Annotated in this window: 10 protein-coding genes; 3 read left to right on the top strand and 7 right to left on the bottom strand. The window is 36.5% G+C overall.

The window, feature by feature from the left end; genetic code table 11:
* Positions 1-779: 779 nt before the first annotated feature.
* The gene (gene lpxP / locus GFK82_RS00615; RefSeq protein ID WP_226811318.1) at positions 780-1,730 is read right to left on the bottom strand and encodes a kdo(2)-lipid IV(A) palmitoleoyltransferase; all 951 of its coding nucleotides are present in this window, start codon (positions 1,728-1,730) and stop codon (positions 780-782) included.
* An 852-nt stretch (positions 1,731-2,582) separates the two neighbouring features.
* On the opposite strand from lpxP, the gene bamE reads away from it, so the two are divergent.
* Complete coding sequence (bamE, locus tag GFK82_RS00610) at positions 2,583-2,957, top strand: outer membrane protein assembly factor BamE (protein ID WP_320412889.1); 375 nt, start codon at positions 2,583-2,585, stop codon at positions 2,955-2,957.
* A 428-nt stretch (positions 2,958-3,385) separates the two neighbouring features.
* Here bamE and fldA read toward each other — a convergent pair whose 3' ends face one another.
* Both fldA and GFK82_RS00600 read right to left on the bottom strand, forming a co-directional pair.
* Positions 3,386-3,901 (bottom strand): flavodoxin FldA, encoded by a 516-nt coding sequence (gene fldA, locus GFK82_RS00605; protein ID WP_226811013.1) that lies wholly within the window; start codon positions 3,899-3,901, stop codon positions 3,386-3,388.
* A gap of 1,011 nt (positions 3,902-4,912) precedes the next feature.
* Positions 4,913-5,701, bottom strand: a complete 789-nt coding sequence (locus GFK82_RS00600) for an alpha/beta fold hydrolase (protein ID WP_226811012.1) — start codon at positions 5,699-5,701, stop codon at positions 4,913-4,915.
* 2,269 nt (positions 5,702-7,970) lie between these two features.
* Between GFK82_RS00600 and tilS the strand changes: the two genes are divergently transcribed.
* A complete protein-coding gene (gene tilS / locus GFK82_RS00595) occupies positions 7,971-9,434 on the top strand; it encodes a tRNA lysidine(34) synthetase TilS (protein ID WP_226811011.1) in 1,464 nt (487 codons plus the stop codon).
* 117 nt (positions 9,435-9,551) lie between these two features.
* Here the strand turns inward: tilS and rof are convergent, their stop codons facing one another.
* From rof to lolC, 4 genes are all read right to left on the bottom strand, one after another.
* On the bottom strand, positions 9,552-9,812 hold the full coding sequence (gene rof / locus GFK82_RS00590) for a Rho-binding antiterminator (RefSeq protein ID WP_226811316.1): 261 nt from the start codon (positions 9,810-9,812) through the stop codon (positions 9,552-9,554).
* A 2,241-nt stretch (positions 9,813-12,053) separates the two neighbouring features.
* On the bottom strand, positions 12,054-13,295 hold the full coding sequence (gene lolE, locus GFK82_RS00585) for a lipoprotein-releasing ABC transporter permease subunit LolE (protein ID WP_226811010.1): 1,242 nt from the start codon (positions 13,293-13,295) through the stop codon (positions 12,054-12,056).
* Positions 13,292-13,981, bottom strand: a complete 690-nt coding sequence (gene lolD, locus GFK82_RS00580; RefSeq protein WP_226811009.1) for a lipoprotein-releasing ABC transporter ATP-binding protein LolD — start codon at positions 13,979-13,981, stop codon at positions 13,292-13,294. Before lolD ends, lolE begins: the two co-directional genes overlap by 4 nt.
* Positions 13,974-15,176, bottom strand: a complete 1,203-nt coding sequence (gene lolC, locus GFK82_RS00575; protein WP_226811008.1) for a lipoprotein-releasing ABC transporter permease subunit LolC — start codon at positions 15,174-15,176, stop codon at positions 13,974-13,976. Before lolC ends, lolD begins: the two co-directional genes overlap by 8 nt.
* 211 nt (positions 15,177-15,387) lie before the next feature.
* Here lolC and mfd point away from each other — a divergent pair, with 211 nt between their 5' ends.
* Entirely contained in the window at positions 15,388-18,840 is a 3,453-nt protein-coding gene (gene mfd, locus GFK82_RS00570; protein WP_226811007.1) for a transcription-repair coupling factor, read from the top strand.
* Positions 18,841-19,786 lie beyond the last annotated feature (946 nt).

Below are 19,786 nucleotides of genomic sequence, written 5' to 3'. Positions count from 1 at the left end.
CATATATATCAGATCCTCGTTGATACAAAATCTCAAATAACATCTAGATTTTTTTAAACAAATATCGGAAATACTAAAATAATTTAAAAAAACTATTTAATATTTTCTAAAAAAGAAATTCACTCACAAAAAAACTTCAAATCAATCTAATTGTCTACATATAAGCATTTTTAAAAAAAATTCAATAGAATGAATTTTATTAATATTTAGTCAAAAACTAATATCTTTCTATTTAGCTATTTCATTTAAACCTTAACATTGATCGTTTTTATTTTCATCTCCTATGTATTTTCATTTTAAAATCATATATTTTTAGGATACAAAATGCCTTTCCTCCATGCTAGAGGATACTACATTCAGAATGAATTTTATTCTATATATGAATGTTTTACAAAATCTATCATTACTTTACTATTGAATAGTAATAAAGATAATGCCTAAACGAGTAGAGGTTGTTCTCTATGTTTACAGAGGTCTTTTCCAGGTTGCAAGAAGTTATATCACTATCTGATTGTCTTAAGTATCTGATTTAGATACCTATAGGAAAAAACGGTTAATTCATTATTAAAACAATCATAAATTATTTAACCTGATTACCTTTCATTATTTACATAACTATTAATTTAGAGACCCCATGCCGTTTATCCAGGGTTAAGAGTAACTGGTTCATGTACCTTCTTCACAACTTGTAATTGGTATATCAATCATTTTCTGACTAGAACACTAGTCGTTAATATATGAATCTATATACTTATTTTATATATAACCTCATGATTGCATTATATAATATACTTTGAGTTAAGTCTTTCATTATATAGTGAGAGTTCCCCTCTCGGGCGAGTTTTAAACCGGCGATGCAACCAAAGATATTGAGCTGGTGCTCGTAGTATCTCTCGCTCCACAATCCGATTTATATAACAAGTAGCTATCATCTCATCATTTTGCGGATAGTCGCTAAGATGCGGTTGAATTAATAGCTGATAACCGAGACCATTTTGCTTACGAATTAGCACCACTGGCATTAAATTTGGCTGTGCCAGACGAACGAAGGTATAAATGGCGCGGGTAGTAGCTGCCTGGGGAACAGCGAAAAACGGCGCAAAAATGCTACCACGCGGGCCATAATCTTGATCTGGCGCAAACCATACCGTTTCTCCTTGCTTTAAAGCATTTACCATACCGCGCATATCTTTTCTATCAAGCATGGCTTTGTTTGAACGCATACGCCCCCAAGTTTGGATGAGTTCCATTACCTTATTATTGTGAGGACGATACATTGCCATCATAGGCTGGCATAACCCCATTGCACGGCCACCAAGTTCTAGTGACATAAAATGGATACCGATAATCATAACACCCCGCCCATGGTATCTAGCCGCATGAAGATGCTGCAGACCAGAAACATTGAACCAACGCTTTACGCGAGCATCAGACCAAAACCAGGCCATTCCTGTTTCCATCAATCCAATGCCCAGTGAAGTGAAATTATTTTTAAGCGTTTCTTCTAGAGATACTCTATCCATATCAGGAAAGCACAATTCAAGATTTCGACGGGCAATGCTTAATCGCCGTTTTAGAAACGGCTTAGACATATAACCAAGAAAAGCACCCAACCTCAACAGCAGTCGATACGGTAATTGTACTAGAAGGCAGAGGATTCCTAAACCGAACCAAGTAAGCCAATAGCGCGGATGCAAAAGGGAAAGTGAAAACTTCTGAGGTTTCGACATCAATTTTCCATAATGACGGATTGTAATATCCAATATTTCATTAATCAGAACAATATCAATAGCGGTACAGATTGCAACCAAGATAAAATTCAGCGTTTATTTTTCAGCTGAAAACCGCAGCGTTATATGTCTTTACATAGAGCCTTAGAATAAGTCAATTGGCCTTCATACCTAATCACTACCCTCACCCTTACGTGGTATTTTGGTTTTAGATTTTAAAACACCACTCACTTATATAGTAAAAAACCGTGACATACAGCAACACCGATAGATTTAATGACCTTAAAAGAGAGATCTTTAACTAAATTTATATAATATATCTAGATTTTAACAACCACCTCTTTTGTTTTACTCTTGGCTAATGCTAATCTTTTGTATATCTGATCAGTGCCTACCTATATTAATAATTATCATGAACAACCTTTGTTAATAAATTTTACACATAACAAGATAACTCAGCTTTTACCCAGCGGTACCATATCTGAAAACGTCTCATGTAAACTGCTGATTTTTTTGTTATATCTTGATATGATTTAGATTATCTTGATATAGATGTACACCAGGAATGATGACTTTATTGAATTTGTAACTATCTTGATTAAAATAATTCCTTGTTTCCTTGTGAACTATAATAATCTTCTATCATTTCACACGAATTCTGTAATTTAATGTCGTAATAAAATAAGAATCATAAAAATACGGTACTCAATATCAAGGAGGCCGCGTTAGCTTTTAAAACTGTATTTTTCTTAACTCAATAGTACGAATAAGCCTTGCAAAATAATTAACTTATGTTTTAATTCAATAGTCAACAAAATTTTTTGTTTCACCTTTATATCGAAAAGGAACTTAATGATTATGAGATTTCAGACCTTCACTATTGCTATTAGCATTATACTAATGTGCACCGTCGGTTGCTCCCTTGTCGAAAAAGTGGTTTACCATCCTATCATTAAAAAAATTGATTATTTAACCGAAGCTGATATCGATAAAATTCATACAGGCCTCTCTAAAGAGGAGGTGATTCAAATCTTGGGTAACTCAATGATAAAAGATCCGTTTGGATCCAATACCTGGTATTATATCTTTCAGCATAAATTAGACCATGCACCTATCACTCAGCAAACATTAACACTAACCTTTAACAAGGACGATATCCTGATTCAGATCAACAATAAAGGATCCCTTGAAAGTTCACATCCCGGTTCATCTAAACGGATACGTTAGTAAGCAATAGTATTTGCTCAACCAACCCTAAAGAAACAAAATAGTAAATCATATTCTGATACTATCCTTCCAGCAGAAGGATATCTTGCTGTTTCAATATGAAAAATAAATACTTCTTATTAAACTTTAATACTTCAAAAATAAAACGCTACATTACTAAAATGTAGAATCAGTAAATAAAATTATTATTATAAAACTAGTTAGGTAATTTTAAAATTCATTTTTTTATTTTAGCAGTTAAAACTTGTAACAAAATATCGACATTATTACACTGTTGACATTGAAAGTTACGAAAAAGACATCCGATATCTTCATGTGTTACATCTAATAATGAATATTATTATATTCAATATCGTGATATGAATTATGTTTATCTACTTATTAATTTCTTGGTCTTTAAAAGCAATAGAATCTAAGATTCTACCCTCTTAGGATATCTTCATCTCTATACGAACCTGTTTAACCCAAGCATCAACACGCGCGGCCGTTAACTCCGGTTGCCGATCTTCATCAATAGCTAAACCAATAAAATGATCACTATCAAGCAATCCTTTAGACGCTTCAAAATTATAACCCATAACTGACCAATAGCCAACTATCGTAGCACCATGAAGTTCAATAATATCCCGAAGAGTACTCATTGCATCACAGAAATACTCCGCGTAATCTTCCTGATCACCACAACCAAACAGCGCAACAACCTTCCTACTAAAATCAATAACTTTTAACGTAGGAAGAAAATCATCCCAATCGCACTGTGCTTCACCGTAATACCAGGTCGGTATACCAAAAATTAGCCGATCGTACTGTATTAGATCTTCTTTCTTGCTGTTTGCAATATCAAAAATATCAGCAATATTAGTACCTAATTGTTTCTGAATCATTTTTGCAATATTTTCAGTATTGCCCGTATCACTACCAAAAAAAATGCCCACACGCGCCATCAACATTAAAACCCCATGAATATTAATGATACATTAAAGCTCTAATCTTAAGCCGATTAAGGCAATAATAGCAGGTAATCACCTCAGTGATTAAATCCATTATTGTAAGGCTCTTAAATTCACCTTTAATCATCAGCTCTTGAAAGACAGCAATTTTTAAAAAAAATTAAATTTAACTTTGTACTAATCTCTTATAGACTGAAATGTATTTCACCATTGAATGTAAATGTCCGTATATATCTGCGCTGTATGCTCTCTCTTATCATATTATATCAATAATAATTTATTCTGATTAATCGATGGAATTAATTTCTGTTATCTAAAGACATATTTATTAACTTAATAAGTTCCTTATTCTTTTATATTAATACCCCCCTCATCGCTCGCTATACGCAATACTTCATGAAGGTCGGGTAAGCAAGATTACACATTCGTTAATGTCATTGTTTTATAAGAAAACGGACAGAACCCTCACATTGCCAGCCCTGATCCTCAACGCAACAGCAATATTTTGAGATTGGATGTGATATCTTTAGACAAAGATTCTATCTCTTCATCTAGATAATCAAGAGCTTTGATTCTAAACGTTTTATTAAGCAACACGCGTGATTTTTAGTTCATATCACGGAAAATCTTTTTATATACGTCCATAATAATTCAATTCTAATCGAAATGCAGCAGGTTAACAATATCTATATATAACGAGTAATACGTTAAAAACAAATAAACTTTTTACCTAAGACACTTGGATACCTTCGTTTATAGAACATGAGCAAACATAATTTTGTTTCTCAATAAAATTACACTTTTCTCTTTATAAAACATCTATGCAGAAAACGCATAGCTCTTACTAAAAAAGATTTAGGCTCACTTCCTGATCTCAAATGTTGCTACTATTATTAGTAGGTATTCTTTCACTATTAAGACAAAAACCCCGCTCTATTACGATTTATACACAACTAACTTTCAATACCACTTATCCTATTCTAGAACAATGCAAAACATTAATACCTATTTCTTCACTACAACTGATGCTCTATCTGCTAGAAAACCAGTTATAAGATGTAGAACCTCTTCAGGCTTCTCAACATGAACGCAATGGCCAGCATCGGCTACTATATAAATACATGCCTGAGGAAATTGCTGATAGAGCACCTCTCGATAGAGGTTATTTAAATACATAGAGTTACCACCGAAAATAAACAATACCCGCCCTAGCCAGGGGGCTTGAATTTTCCAACCGATAATATCAGCATAATTTCGTTGAATAGCCTCAAGATTGAAACGCCATGAGCCCTGACAAAACGATTTTAATAAAAATTGAACAGTGCTTGAATCATCAATATAATCCTCCATTAACCGCGCAGCAGTGCATCGCTGTGTAATCCCGGCTTCGCGAACACCTAGAAGCGCAGCAAAAATGATATTATGCGGCTGCAGTTGATAAACAACCGGAGCCATATCAATAACTACTGCTTGCGCAATGCGGATTGGTGCCATTGTGCAAAGCTTCATTGCTACTTTTCCACCCATAGAATGACCAATAACGATACAACGTTCTATTAAAAGGGTGTCTAACAACGCTAGCACATCCTGTGCCATTTCGTCGTATCGCATAGTAAGAGCATGCGGTGATAAACCATGATTACGCAAATCAATTTGCAACGTACAATGATTTTTGCACAGTGGACGCACTAGTGCGCCAAGATTATCCAGACTACCGAATAAACCGTGGATGAACAGTACTGGCAGGCCGTGTCCTAGCGGGTGTGCTGTTTTCAGCCGATAGTGCAATTTCATAGCCATCCTTTTTCTGATAATCAAAAACTATCTTGATCTGGATTATTCATGGATAGCCATTATCCTCTACAAGTAAATTTCAATCTCAACTCTAATCTATTCACAATACTAAAAAATTGTACACAATCTAATAATTTTATTATTGCATATCTTTTCTAATTTTCAAAAAAAAGATAATCTATAGAAAAAACGTTGCATATCGATACCTTACATATAATAACTAGACTAGTTAAATAGATATCGCATAATAAATAATTCTTATATCAGTTCGATATGATTTCATGCTCATTCGCTAGAATGAAAACCGTAACTCCCAGTATTGTTTATTTACGCCTATTTTATTTCTACACTATACTTTTGCTTTACAGATTTAAAAGTAAGCTTAGGAGGCGCTATACATGAAACTATAGACACATGCACTTAGATCTTTAGTCATCTGTGAGGTGTAGTTTTAAAAACACCAAGACTTTTTGCTTCATCCTCTGTATGTCTATATAGATATAGATGATCGCATAAGATGCGAGAATCACTGCAGATAAATTATACATTCATATTCAGTTTAACTACGCGCTATAATATATCTAGACTGATCGTTTAACTATACTAAAGAAGTAGCTTTTATCTAGTAGAGACCCCGTAGCTTAATGGATTTTCATCTTTAATTGAAGAACGCAGATTACGGCTAATAATAAGAGGATGCTCTTAAGCGCTTCAAAGAAGATTTTCTGTGATTATTAATCAGGTACTAATATTCAATTTAATGTTTTAATAGGATGTTACATACACACTACATACAACCACGATGGTAATTTTTAAAGCGCGATATGGTTGTCGGTAAAGATTGATATATTTTAGTCTATCTCCAAACAAAAAAGAATAAAAAAACAATTAAGAGCTGGAAAATAGATATCATTGTATAAAGGAATAAACTACTAATGATTCATTGGAAAAAACGTTCCTTATATGGGACGCTAGACTTTTCTAAACAGGCAAGAGATATTTCCGCAAAATAGAAAAAAGATACCCAATATTATTATTTCATCTAACATTCAATCATATTTGATTACTCATCAGATTATAGAATTCTTCATGCTTACAAAAAATAGATCCGAGTTCTTACGTACCTGTAAATGAAGCTCCAAAACAGTTGTGTATTTATTCTGTGTCTAAATCATATTCTAGTAATCAAAATTACTAGACAATTTTCCACAATACGTAATCTCCGATTGACATATTAAAATTAAAAAACCTTGAATATTCTTCAAATTCCTAATGAAAACAGAAAAAATTTAAAGTTTCTAAAGAACCACGTATCTTCTCTCTTAAAAAGAGAGGACTAGCCTATACATCAACTTTATCTAACTTTAGAGTAACCGTTGTTTACCTGTATGTTTATAGAGAATGAACATTACCAGGAGAAATATAATCCGCACCATACCAAGAACAATATTATTTGATTAATATCATTACCAACATTTTTATATATACATTATAAATACTTACATCTTATCATTTCATAAAGACTCCATAATTGTTATCGACTACCTTAATTTTCCATAAATAATGTAAAATTCATTAATTCATGACCTAAACCGAGTATCTACAAACGTACCTATTAATATTTTTATGATTTTAATCAATAAAGTATATATGCGCAAACAAGTAATAAAAAACAAGTTATTTTGTTGTGACACAAATGAACCTTTTAGTATATAAGTATTATTAAAATCAAACCACTCAACCATATGATTTATGATTATAAATAAACTTTATTAATAACTGAGGAAATATATTCCGATATATATGATATGTAGTTTAATTAGAATTATTTTTAAGAACACTTCTTTGCTGGAAGTGTTCTTAAAATACTAAATAAGAAAACTTCGATCTTCCAGATTAATATCTGCTATGATTTTTCTTTTAAAGTCTGATCGGAAGATCTAATAAAAAATGTTTTATCCTTTCTAGTCATCATGCAACCTGTTAAATCCTGTACTAAAATTTTCTATTATCAAAAAGGCATTATCACACTACAATCTCCTCAAAATAAGATTCTTACGCTAGACAGCGTATTTTATTAAAATATTGTATTTTCCTTCATATACTAACATAGATAAACTGTGGTAAAATTGCTAACATACCATAATTTACCTGACGATTATTATTCATTAAGATTCTGCTATCATCCAAATATCACTGTGAATTAAGACGAAAAATCACAAAGAACTTTTTCTTCTACTGCACTCAATTTCTCATCACTGGAGCTAGTATGAAGGCTAAGGATACTAAGCTGGTACAAACTCTGAACCAATGTGTTGCTGCCCACGTTGTCCCGTACTCTTCAGTGCTACTAGCATTCAGCGGAGGACTCGACTCCACTGTTTTGCTAGATGCCCTCGCTACAATAAGTAACAGTAATCACGAGAAGAATGTTAAGAACGCACTACCATTACGAGCAATGCATATCAATCACGGATTGAACGGGAAAGCAGAACAATGGGTTGCACACTGTGCACACGAATGCCATGTACGCACTATTCCATTTATTACAGAGAACGTCGTCCTTAACACGAGATCTCAAGGTATTGAAGCGGCGGCGCGAAGCGCCCGTTATTTTTCACTGGCGGCAGCACTAAAAAAGGATGAGGTATTACTTACTGCACAACATCAGGATGATCAGGCAGAAACGTTACTCCTAGCTCTAAAACGTGGGAGCGGTCCAACCGGATTAGCTGCAATGGCATCTGATACCCCATTTGGAAAGCATCGACTGGTACGCCCTTTACTAACATATAGCCGCTTAGAACTCGAGACGTACGCTCGTGAACGTGGACTCTGCTGGATTGAGGACGACAGCAATACTGACATACGGTTTGATCGTAATTTTTTGCGCCTACAAATCCTACCTCTCTTGCTCGATCGCTGGCCAAGATTCTCAGCTTCCGTGACGCGAAGCGCACGGCTTTGTGCCGAACAAGAACGGCTGTTAGACGAACTACTTTCGGCAACGCTAAACAAACTTACAAATCCTGATGGATCACTCTGTTGGCTGCCATTAACAACCATGAGCCAGATAAAACGTGCTGCTTTATTACGACGATGGCTAGCTAGCTATGCTGTAAAAATGCCCTCACAACAGCAATTAACACATCTATGGGAACAGGTTGCACTTAGTCGTCAAGATGCTATTGCGAAAATGAAACTCGAGAACCAACAGATAAGACGTTTTCGCGATCGACTTTATATTGTGCCCTGTTCTCCGGCGCTTCATGATAAAAATACAGTATTTCTCTGGCCGGCGGAAAAGGATCACCTTATACTCCCTTCGGGACTTGGGATCGTACGGCGATGCCAAATAGATATTGCTAGTTTAGCGAAGAAAAAATTACTTATCGCATCGATAACTGGAAATAATATCCCACAAGATGAAATAAATGGCACTCGAGTCATGCCACGGACTATAGTCCGTGCTCCACTTCCCGAAGAAGAAGTATCGATCCGTTTCGGCTCTGTGCAAGGTCTTGTGTATATTACTACGCGGCAACGCGGCCGAAAATTAAAAAAAATCTGGCAGGAGCTAGGAATTCCACCATGGAGAAGAAGTAGTACAGCACTCCTGTTTTATCATGACCATCTCATCGCAGCTCTGGGAGTATTCGTCACTAAAGAAGGTGCGGCGAGAGAGCCATATGAACAATGGCATGTATTTTTAGAGCCAGATAAATATCATTGATGATTAGATAGACTCTTCACTAGAGAACACCAGTCAACCCCGTGTTCTCTAGTTCACATAATTAAATTGTTTAATTTTAAACAGACAAAATCTACAACTCAATAAAGAGAGAAGGAATTATTCTGCACTAACCACCACAGTACCCAATTTAGGATGAGTAAAATTAGTAATATAATCGAGACGGATCTCTTGGCTAACTCTTCCGTATTTGATAACTAGATATTCAACACGTTTTCTAGACCGGATTTCGCATGCTGCGCCGCTAATAGTTTCCCCAGTACGAAGCGTGAGATGCAATACCCAATGACGCGTACAAGCGAGCTCAAGATTATCGTAATCATCACAGTTAATGGGTTGATATTCTTCATTCATAGTCATCATCGCTCACCTACATTATATTGGGCGGTAATGCCGCCTATTCCCTGAGGAAAAGATAACCCGAGATTTTCCCGGTTATCCTGTACATCAATTAACAATTATTACTTAAATCACTATACCATAAAGCACCTCCCTGTCTGAAAGAAAAGGGAAAGCTTCATAGGAAAACAGCTCAATAACAGTGATCTTACCAAGCAATAGGATATAGCCTAATTACGTCTTTGCAACAAAGAGACATACATCGAAAACAGCATTTTTATTTTAAAACAAACATTTTATTCACTCTCATCTATTTCTACTCACATTTTTAACATATAGCTAAGACACTTGATTTAGATTAAATTATTTATATAACCCATTTAATTAACATTCGAATTTGATGTAATGTTTATATGGAAAGACCGAGGTTTTAAATTCTCTAATAGAAGAATGGATTTATTGTTTTCATAGTATTTAAGTTACCTAAAAAAGTGTACAATATCTCTATACAACAAAGAAGACCCATTAATCTAAATTGAAAATCATTACATAATATCCAGATACTTAAAGGAATCAGAACACTTATTTAGAACTTGTAATAATATAACTTAAAAGTCTTGTAAGAAGATGAGATTCACCCTAAATATCCTTATCCAGTTTGAAACGAAAAAGTGATAATTTCTCTAAACTAAAAGTTTAGAGAACCATATTATAATGTAATAAACTCAATTTAATTTAATGAAAGATCATAGCATCTTAATGATATTTTTCTGTTATTAATATAAATGGCTATCCTAATGCTTTATGAAAATCACATTTATTGTGGTGAATCATTCTGTATTTTATAAAGAAAATGATATTTAATAATTTATTATTTAATATGAAAATCTGGTAAATAATTTCTTATACACTTTCTCATTTTACTTTTTTACAATATATTATATGCAATAAAAGAGAGAACTTTATTGTGATACAGGGTTCTATACTCAGTATATATCATTCATTTTAAATCAATCTGCTAAACCATGGTTAAGAACCATTCCAATAGTTCCTTTATATAGCACAAAACATACCTACCTAGTTAATTTTAACTATTCTCTACAAGAACAAGCTGAGAATTTAAACGCTAGAATATCAATTCTTTACCACGGTTATAAGATATTCCGTAAATTTTACTCTCTGTAAATATTATTAATTTTAGTATCAGCCGACCGTCAATATTTTTGATGGGATATATGATTTTTATCATACTTACAACATAGTAAAAATAGATTAACGTTTCAGCTAAAGATATATAACTTGGATTCATAACAGGATAACCTCTATGTCTCTCTATTCAGTCTATAACGAGAATAAAATTAATTAAATCGTTTATCTAATGTCTGAAAGGTTCTTAAATTATAGCCATATGACTCAGCTGGTTAATTTTTTATTACATCACACCAGCTGAGAATACAGTTTTTATCTCGTAATGCAGCACTCTTTTCATCTTCACTTATAACGCTTGCACTAAATAAATATAAGGAATAAAAAAACACAAAGATAAGTACCGTACTTTTCTGATGAAGCATTATATTATTTCTCTAAAATTAGAGATATTCGATATCTAAAATAATTCACAGTGTTCATATAAATATATATATTCAAAATGAAGGAATATGGTTATATATGTCATAGGATGAGATAAATTTTTATCATTCTATAAATCAAAACCCTAATTAACATATAATAAAATATCGTAAGTTTAATTAAATATCTTCTATAAGCAGGAATCAGCTACTGATAACACATTAAAAATATTCAAACTATTTTCTGCTCTGTAAAAACTCATCGATAAAAAAATCTAGATATCAAAATATCGGCTACATCTAAAATAGAATGCATAGTAAAACACTATCCTTTCTATCTTAATACAGTGATTGAGATCAGAGTAGTATGTTGAACTCGTACCATACTTGACTGATCTTCATCAGTCTGGAGGGGAAACATACTATTTTCTCTTCATACTAGACGAAATAAAATAAGAATTGAACTTTAAAAAAATCATTCTGCTTTCTTAAAAGTGATACTGGATTGAAACTAATTAAGTATAACTTATCGATAGAAAAAAGAAGAATACTTGCGGGATTTATGAAAAAATGTAAAGGTCAATGCAGGATGTAGAATACATACTACATCATCTTGAAGCGATCCTATTATTTCAATAGGGAAATAACATCACACATGAATACAAGCATGAGTAAAATATAAAACATATCTATGTTAAGTGCTTAATGCCTTGGCTGGTGAAATGCGGCTTGCACATCGTGCTGGATACCAGCTCGCGAATAAACTAAGCAACAGCGCAGTCGCTAACACGCTGATAACATCTACCAAATGCAATTCACTAGGTACAAAATCAATAAAATAAATATCACTAGATAATAAATGGCAGCCTAGAATCTGCTCAATCTCCTTCACTAATATCGTTAGGTTAAGGGAAATTAGCACACCAACTATTGTACCGATTACACTACCTGTTAGACCCGCTAGCAATCCGTACCAAATAAAAACACTACGGATAAGTCCATCTTGGCTACCCAGAGTGCCTAAAATTGCGATATCGACGCTTTTATCTTTAACCGCCATCACCAACGTAGAAATAATATTGAAACAAGCAACACCTATTACCAAGATAATCGCTACATACATAATGCCACGGATTGTTTGAATATCATGGTACATATAACCATAGCTATCCATCCAACTGCGAATTTTAACATAAGTATTCGTTACCTTTCCCGCTTTCCTAACAAGATTAGACGCATCAAATACATCATTGACCTTGATGGCTATACCTCCTATATCCTTGCCATAATTCAGATACTTTTGAGCATCCGCTAGCGGTACTATAGCAACACCGTGATCCATCTGGGTAGTTAGTGCTAAAATGCCACTAACCTGGAGGTGAATCCATTTTGGTTGTAAAAGCTGCATCTGGGGATTGGTATTAGGAATCATCACCGTCAGCCAGTCTCCAGGCTTAACTTTTAACATTTCTCCGACCTTTTTACCAATAATGATTTTCTTCCGTCCAGCTTGAAAATCTGACCAAGCATTATTTTGTACATAATCGGGTAACCCGCTCAATTTCATTTCTAAAACCGGATCAACACTTTTTATCTGTATAGCCTGGAACTTATCGTCACGCTCTACTAGGCCACTAAAGTTTAGATAGGGTGCTGCAGCGAGAATACCGGGTACCTGTCTAATACGTTTCAAGACTCTCTCCCAGTTATCAAAGTGAGAGGTCATTGGCTCAATCTCTCCATGAGGGACCACTGACAATATACGGTCCTTTAGCGCACGCTCGAATCCATTCATAGTACTCAGACCAATAATCAAAGCTGCAACCCCCAGTGCGATTCCGAGAGTGGAGATTATAGAAATCAATGATGGCATATCACCCCATTGACGCCCCTGACTAAAACGAAACGCGATCTTTAAGGATAGCGGTATTTTCATGGAAGTGTTTCTATCAGTTGCCCATCGTGCATTTCCATCTTCCGATTTAACCTCTCAGCTAGCTGAATATCATGGGTTACCACTAAAAAGGTAGTGCCATGATGCATGTTCAGCTCACACAATAATTGAAAAATACTCTGAGCATTAGGTTGATCTAAGTTGCCGGTCGGCTCATCGGCCAGCACCAGTGAAGGGTGATTTACTAGTGCACGCGCAATTGCTACCCGCTGCCGCTCACCCCCAGAAAGCTCTGCTGGACGGTGCTTGGCTCGTTTTTCAAGCCCTACTGCTGCCAGTATTTCCCCTGCTGCTGTTTTTGCTTGACTCGAACGCATACCGCCAATCAGTAATGGCATTGCCACATTTTCAAGCGCGTTAAAATCAGGTAAAAGATGATGAAATTGATAGATAAAACCTAAACGCCGATTACGTATCAGTGCACGATCGGTAGAAGAAAGTTTATTTAATAACTGACCCTCAAAAATAACCTCGCCACTAGTCGGTTTATCTAGTCCACCTAATAAATGAAGCAATGTACTTTTACCGGAACCCGAACTGCCGACAATCGCCATCATTTCGCCGTACTTCAGCTCAAAACTCACCTTCCGCAAGACATCAATGTAAACTTGCCCCTCCTGATAACTTTTACTGAGTTGGGAACACCGCAGCAACACAGTATTATTCATATCGTAAAACCTCAGCGGGATGGACGGATGCGGCATGCCAAGAAGGATAAATTGTAGAAAGCAGTGACATAGTTATTGTCGAGAACGTAATGGCTGCTACCTGTAATGGTTCGATGACTACTGGCAGAACAGCAGTACCAATTAATGGCCCGAGACCTGGTATGAAATAATGCAATTGACATGACAACAAAACCCCAAGACAGGTACCCAATATTGCGCCGACAATGCTACGGAAGGCGCCCTGAGCAATAAATACCAGAATCACCTGTTGGCGAGTCATCCCCTGGGTTTTTAGAATTGCTACTTCAACCTGTTTTTCCATTATCACCAACCCTAGAGAAGTGATAATATTGAATACTGCCACTATGATAATTAAACTTAACAACAACCCCATCATATTCTTTTCCATGCGAACCGCCTGGAATAATTCGCCTTTACGTTCTCGCCAATCGTGCCACACTAACCCATGAGGTAGCAATTGAGTACATAATTGATCTACTGCCAGCGGTTTCTTTAACCATAAACGCCAACCAGTAATATGGCCAGATGGATAACGCATCAAGCGAGACGCATCATCCTGATTAACTAGCAATTGGTATCCATCAACTTCACTGTGGGCAGTAAAGGTACCGATTACAGTGAATAAACGCTGAGTGGGAATGCGACCTACGGGAGTAAATTGACTCATCCCCGGCATAATCAACCGTAATCTGTCGCCACGCTTCACATTGAGCGTATTGGCAAGTTCATAGCCCAAGATTACCCGGTATTGGCCAGCTATCAAGTCATCCTGGCGAACTTTTAAGAAATAATGAGATAAGGGTTCAGGATCGTTTTGGTTTATACCTAACATCACGCCCATCGCTACGCCACTGGCGCTTTGCAACATCACATCGCTGGTGGTTAGCGGTGATACATGCGTCACACCCAAAAGAGCATTGAGTCCTACAGCTTTAATATTTTTAGGATCTAGTCCACCTTGAGGACTTGTCAGCAACGCTTGGGGGATTAAGCCAAGAATGTTTTTTTCTAGTTCTCGTTCAAACCCATTCATGACGGATAATACGGTTACCATCGCCATGACCCCAAGCGTTATAGCAATGGTAGAAAGCCAGGAGACAAAACAAGCAAAGCTACCTGGTTCCTTTTCACGCATATATCTAAAACCAATATACAATACCACAGGTTGATACATTAATGTCTATCTCAGCACGATTTCAAAAGAGAAAATATCCGAAGATATTAAAAGGTTATTTCAAACAACAAAACTATTCAGCGCTATAAGCACCAACTTTTATTCTTGAAAGCGCTGACATTTTTACTATTTCCCCCGCTACTAAGCTATTCTAGCGCGGGTTATCCCGCCACACTCCACTCATATGAGAACAAGAGATGTATTATTAGCCATGTTAGAACGAGATTGTTATACCTTACCAAACCAAGCTAATCAAAAACTAGTTTTGGGTGAACTGGAAGGCGCCGCCTGTTCCCTAGAGTGCGCCGCGATCGTTAATCGTCACCCAGGACTGGTGTTGCTCATCGCTACAGATATGAAAAACGTCCGTCGATTACATAATGAGATTCAACATCTCACGCCTCATCCCGTATTAACTCTGCCCGGTTGGGAAACGTTCCCTTACGATGTTCTGTCGCCTCATCAGAAAATTGTTTCAAAAAGAATCACCGCACTATACTGGCTTCCGACACTTAAACGCGGCATTATCATCATGTCTGTAAACACTCTAATGCAACGAGTGTGCCCCCATTCTTTTTTACATCGACATACACGATTAATGACAAAAAATCAGCACTTATCAAGTGATATATTACGAAATGAACTAGAACAAGCCGGTTATCACAGTGTCTTTCAAGTGATGCAGCACGGTGAATTTTCTATCCGATGTGCATTGCTGGATCTCTATCCCATGGGCAGTGACAATCCTTACCGTGTCGATTTTACTAATGAAAAAATTCATGATATTCGTATCTTTGATATAGATACACAACGCACACGACAAGAAGTTTCTTCTATTAGTCTGATGCCAGCTCATGAATTTCCAACCGATAAAATCGCGATAGAACGGTTTCGCCGTCAGTGGCGAGAACAGTTTGATGTACGCCGCGACGCTGAACATCTTTATCAGCAAGTAAGCAACGGTAACCTCCCGGCAGGAATTGAATACTGGCAACCATTATTTTTCAACGAACCCCTGGTTTCACTGTTCCGATATCTACCGATGACGACACTGATACTCAACACCGGAGAGCTTGAGGCTGACGCCGTTCATTTCTGGGATGATACCTGGATGCGATTTAAAAGTAGACGTCTAGATCCAATGCGCCCACTTCTACCACCCGAAAGTCTATGGCTAGAAGTGGATACCCTCGTCAGAGCACTTAAAAAGTATCCACGCGTTCAGCTTAGCACGAAAACACTATTGGAAAACTCTAATCAGCATAATATGAATTGTCGAACGCTACCGAATTTATTAATAGATGCAAAAAACAAAGCTCCCATGGAAAAACTATGCCGGTTTTATAAACAGTTAGACAGTTCAGTGATCTTCTTGGTAGAAAACCAAAGCCGATTAGAAATCCTTAGTAAACTTCTTGCTAGGATAAATATCCTGCCCAAACAAATATACCGTCTTGAAGATTCTGTTGAACGAGGTGCTTATTTTATTATCGGTGCTAGCGAACACGGTTTTATCGATATACGACGAAATCGAGTTGTAATTTGCGAAGGCGATCTGATGAAAGAACGAGGTGGTTACCATTGCCAAGATACTCACTACACCACCAAGAATGGTGTCTTAATCCGCAATCTAACAGACCTTCATGAAGGTCAGGTAGTAGTACATCTAGAGCATGGAATTGGTCGCTATGCTGGCATGACGACACTAGAAATCAGCGGCATCAAAGGTGAGTATTTAATACTAATATATGCCGATAACGATAAACTCTATATCCCCGTTTCTTCCCTACATCTTATCACCCACTACGCAGACGCTACCTCTAAACATGCGCCACTGCATAAACTGGGCGGGGGCGTCTGGGCAAAGACCCGAAAAAAAACAGCTGAGTGTGTTCGTGACATAGCAGCAGAGCTTCTTGATATTTATAGTCAGCGTGCAGATAAAAGTGGCTTTCCCTTCCAATATAACCAGGAACATTATCAAATATTTTGCGAAGGTTTTCCGTTTAAACTCACAACAGATCAAGCTCAAGCGATCAACGCAGTAGTACAAGACATGTGTCAACCTATAGCCATGGATCGTTTAGTGTGCGGCGATATCGGATTCGGTAAAACAGAAGTTGCAATACGCGCCGCTTTTCTAGCTATTGAAAACCAGAAGCAGGTAGCTATCTTAGTGCCCACTACCCTGCTTGCACAACAGCATTTCGATAATTTTTGTGACAGATTTAATAACTTGCCAGTGTGTATTGAAATGATTTCGCGCTTTCGCTCTACCCAGGATCAGGCTCGGGTACTGAAACAAACTGCTAAAGGTAAAGTGGATATACTGATTGGTACTCATAAATTACTGCAAAACGATGTCAAATGGCATGATTTAGGTCTTCTTATTGTAGATGAGGAACACCGCTTCGGCGTACGTCATAAAGAGTTTATTAGAGCGATGCGTGCCAATGTCGATATTCTGACTTTGACGGCCACGCCTATACCACGTACGCTCCATATGGCAATGTGTGGAATGCGCGATCTATCGATTATAGCTACCCCACCAGCACGCCGATTAGCGGTAAAAACATTTGTGCGCGAATATGATGCAGTAGTGATACGTGAAGGTATCCTACGCGAAATACTGCGCGGCGGCCAAGTTTATTATCTTCATAATGATGTGAGGAATATTGAAAAAGTTGCCTACCGCCTAGAAACTCTAGTGCCAGAGGCACGCATCGCCATCGCGCACGGTCAAATGCGTGAGCGCGATTTAGAAAGAGTCATGAGAGATTTTTATCATCATCACTTTAATGTACTTGTATGTACTACAATCATCGAAACAGGTATCGACATCGCTAACGCCAACACCATTATAATTGAGAGGGCAGATCATTTCGGATTAGCGCAGCTCCATCAACTTCGCGGACGTGTTGGCCGTTCACATCAGCAAGCCTATTGCTATCTGCTAACACCAGCGCTAAACATTTTAAGCCAGGAAGCACATAAGCGCTTAGAGGTAATTAAATCACTGGAAGATCTAGGAGCCGGATTTACGCTAGCAACACATGATCTTGAAATCCGCGGCGCTGGAGAATTATTGGGAGAAGTTCAAAGTGGTCAAATAGAAACAGTTGGCGTGTCCCTCTATATGGCACTGCTAGAAAAAGCGTTAGATGCTCTCAAGGCAGGCCGGGAGCCATCTTTAGCTGATCTACGAAACCAACTCAGTGAGGTTGATCTCCGAATATCTACAATCTTCCCCGAAGAGTATATTCCGGATGTTAACACCCGTCTATTACTATATAAACGGATTACTAACACCCGTAACGACCGTGATATTCAAGACCTCAAAGTTGAGCTTATCGATCGTTTTGGTCTACTACCTGAATCGGTATATTATTTACTGGCGATAACCAGTCTTAGACTACGGGCCACAAACCTAGGGATCCAGCGTATCGAGGGGGGAAATAAAGGGGGCTTTATAGAATTTAGCGAAAGTCATCGTATTGACCCAACTTATCTTATCGATTTGCTACAGAGAGAACCAGAGACTTATCGCTTAGAGAGTCAGACTCGATTAAGATTTATCTGCAATCTGTCGAATAATAAAACACGCCTAAACTATGTCGACAAATTATTGGGGGGACTAGAGCAAAATATATTAACAACAGTATAACGGGAGAAGCATGACAGAGAAAAAAATACATCTAAGACAGATAGATATAATGGCAGACCCTACACATCTAGAATCTATTAAGTGATACACTTTAGTTTATGTATCTCTAGTTAACTTAAACCAATGAAATTTAGGCGGGATTAACAGTATCCCAGGATAATTCTTTGAATTTAATGTTATTGTTCACAACAAGTTGCATTTACAATGTATTATTTGGTTGTAGAGATTAATGATATTGAAATACTGAACATTAATTAACTCACACATTAGTTTTATTTTATGACTTAAATGACACATAGTTATATGAACTGTTATGACTATAACATGCATCTTTTCTGATCTTTAAAATGATATTATTTTATCTTTTAAATCTGTTTGTATCAATTTTATGCATATTGATTAATCGATAATATGCACTATAGCTCATGCGTTCATAACACGCAAAACAGTTACGGAGGATGATCTTTTTCACGAAATCTGAAAAATATTTCTTTTTTCAGTAATCTCTTGATAGTGCAGGAGTTTCATTTATATTACTGATTTCATACTGCGAATCAAATCTTGATATTGCATCACACATATCTTTGTGCAATTTCTCTTATAATCATTTCTACTCAATTAGTCTTAGCTCTAGAAAATATATACAAAAATACTTTATTTAATATCCACCATTGATCATGCGTTATAAACCAATATACCTGAAGGTACCAAAGATCTCTTCCAGTATGATTATGCTCTTTTAAATCGCCTACTACGCGAAGAATTAACATCATGTGTACCCTTTCTAGAAAAACATTTTCTAATGCGATACGCTATCTAAAAATTATTCACTGAACATTCATGATTATTTTACTACATGGGCAATAAATGATTTTTGATAGAGATAGCAGACTGATCATCTTCCGATACATAGAATCAAAGGGGGGAGTACATATCCATACCTATG

The sequence above is a fragment of the Candidatus Steffania adelgidicola genome (genome assembly GCF_020541225.1).
Lineage (GTDB): Bacteria > Pseudomonadota > Gammaproteobacteria > Enterobacterales > Enterobacteriaceae > Steffania > Steffania adelgidicola.
This window is presented reverse-complemented; position numbering and strand designations above follow the sequence as displayed.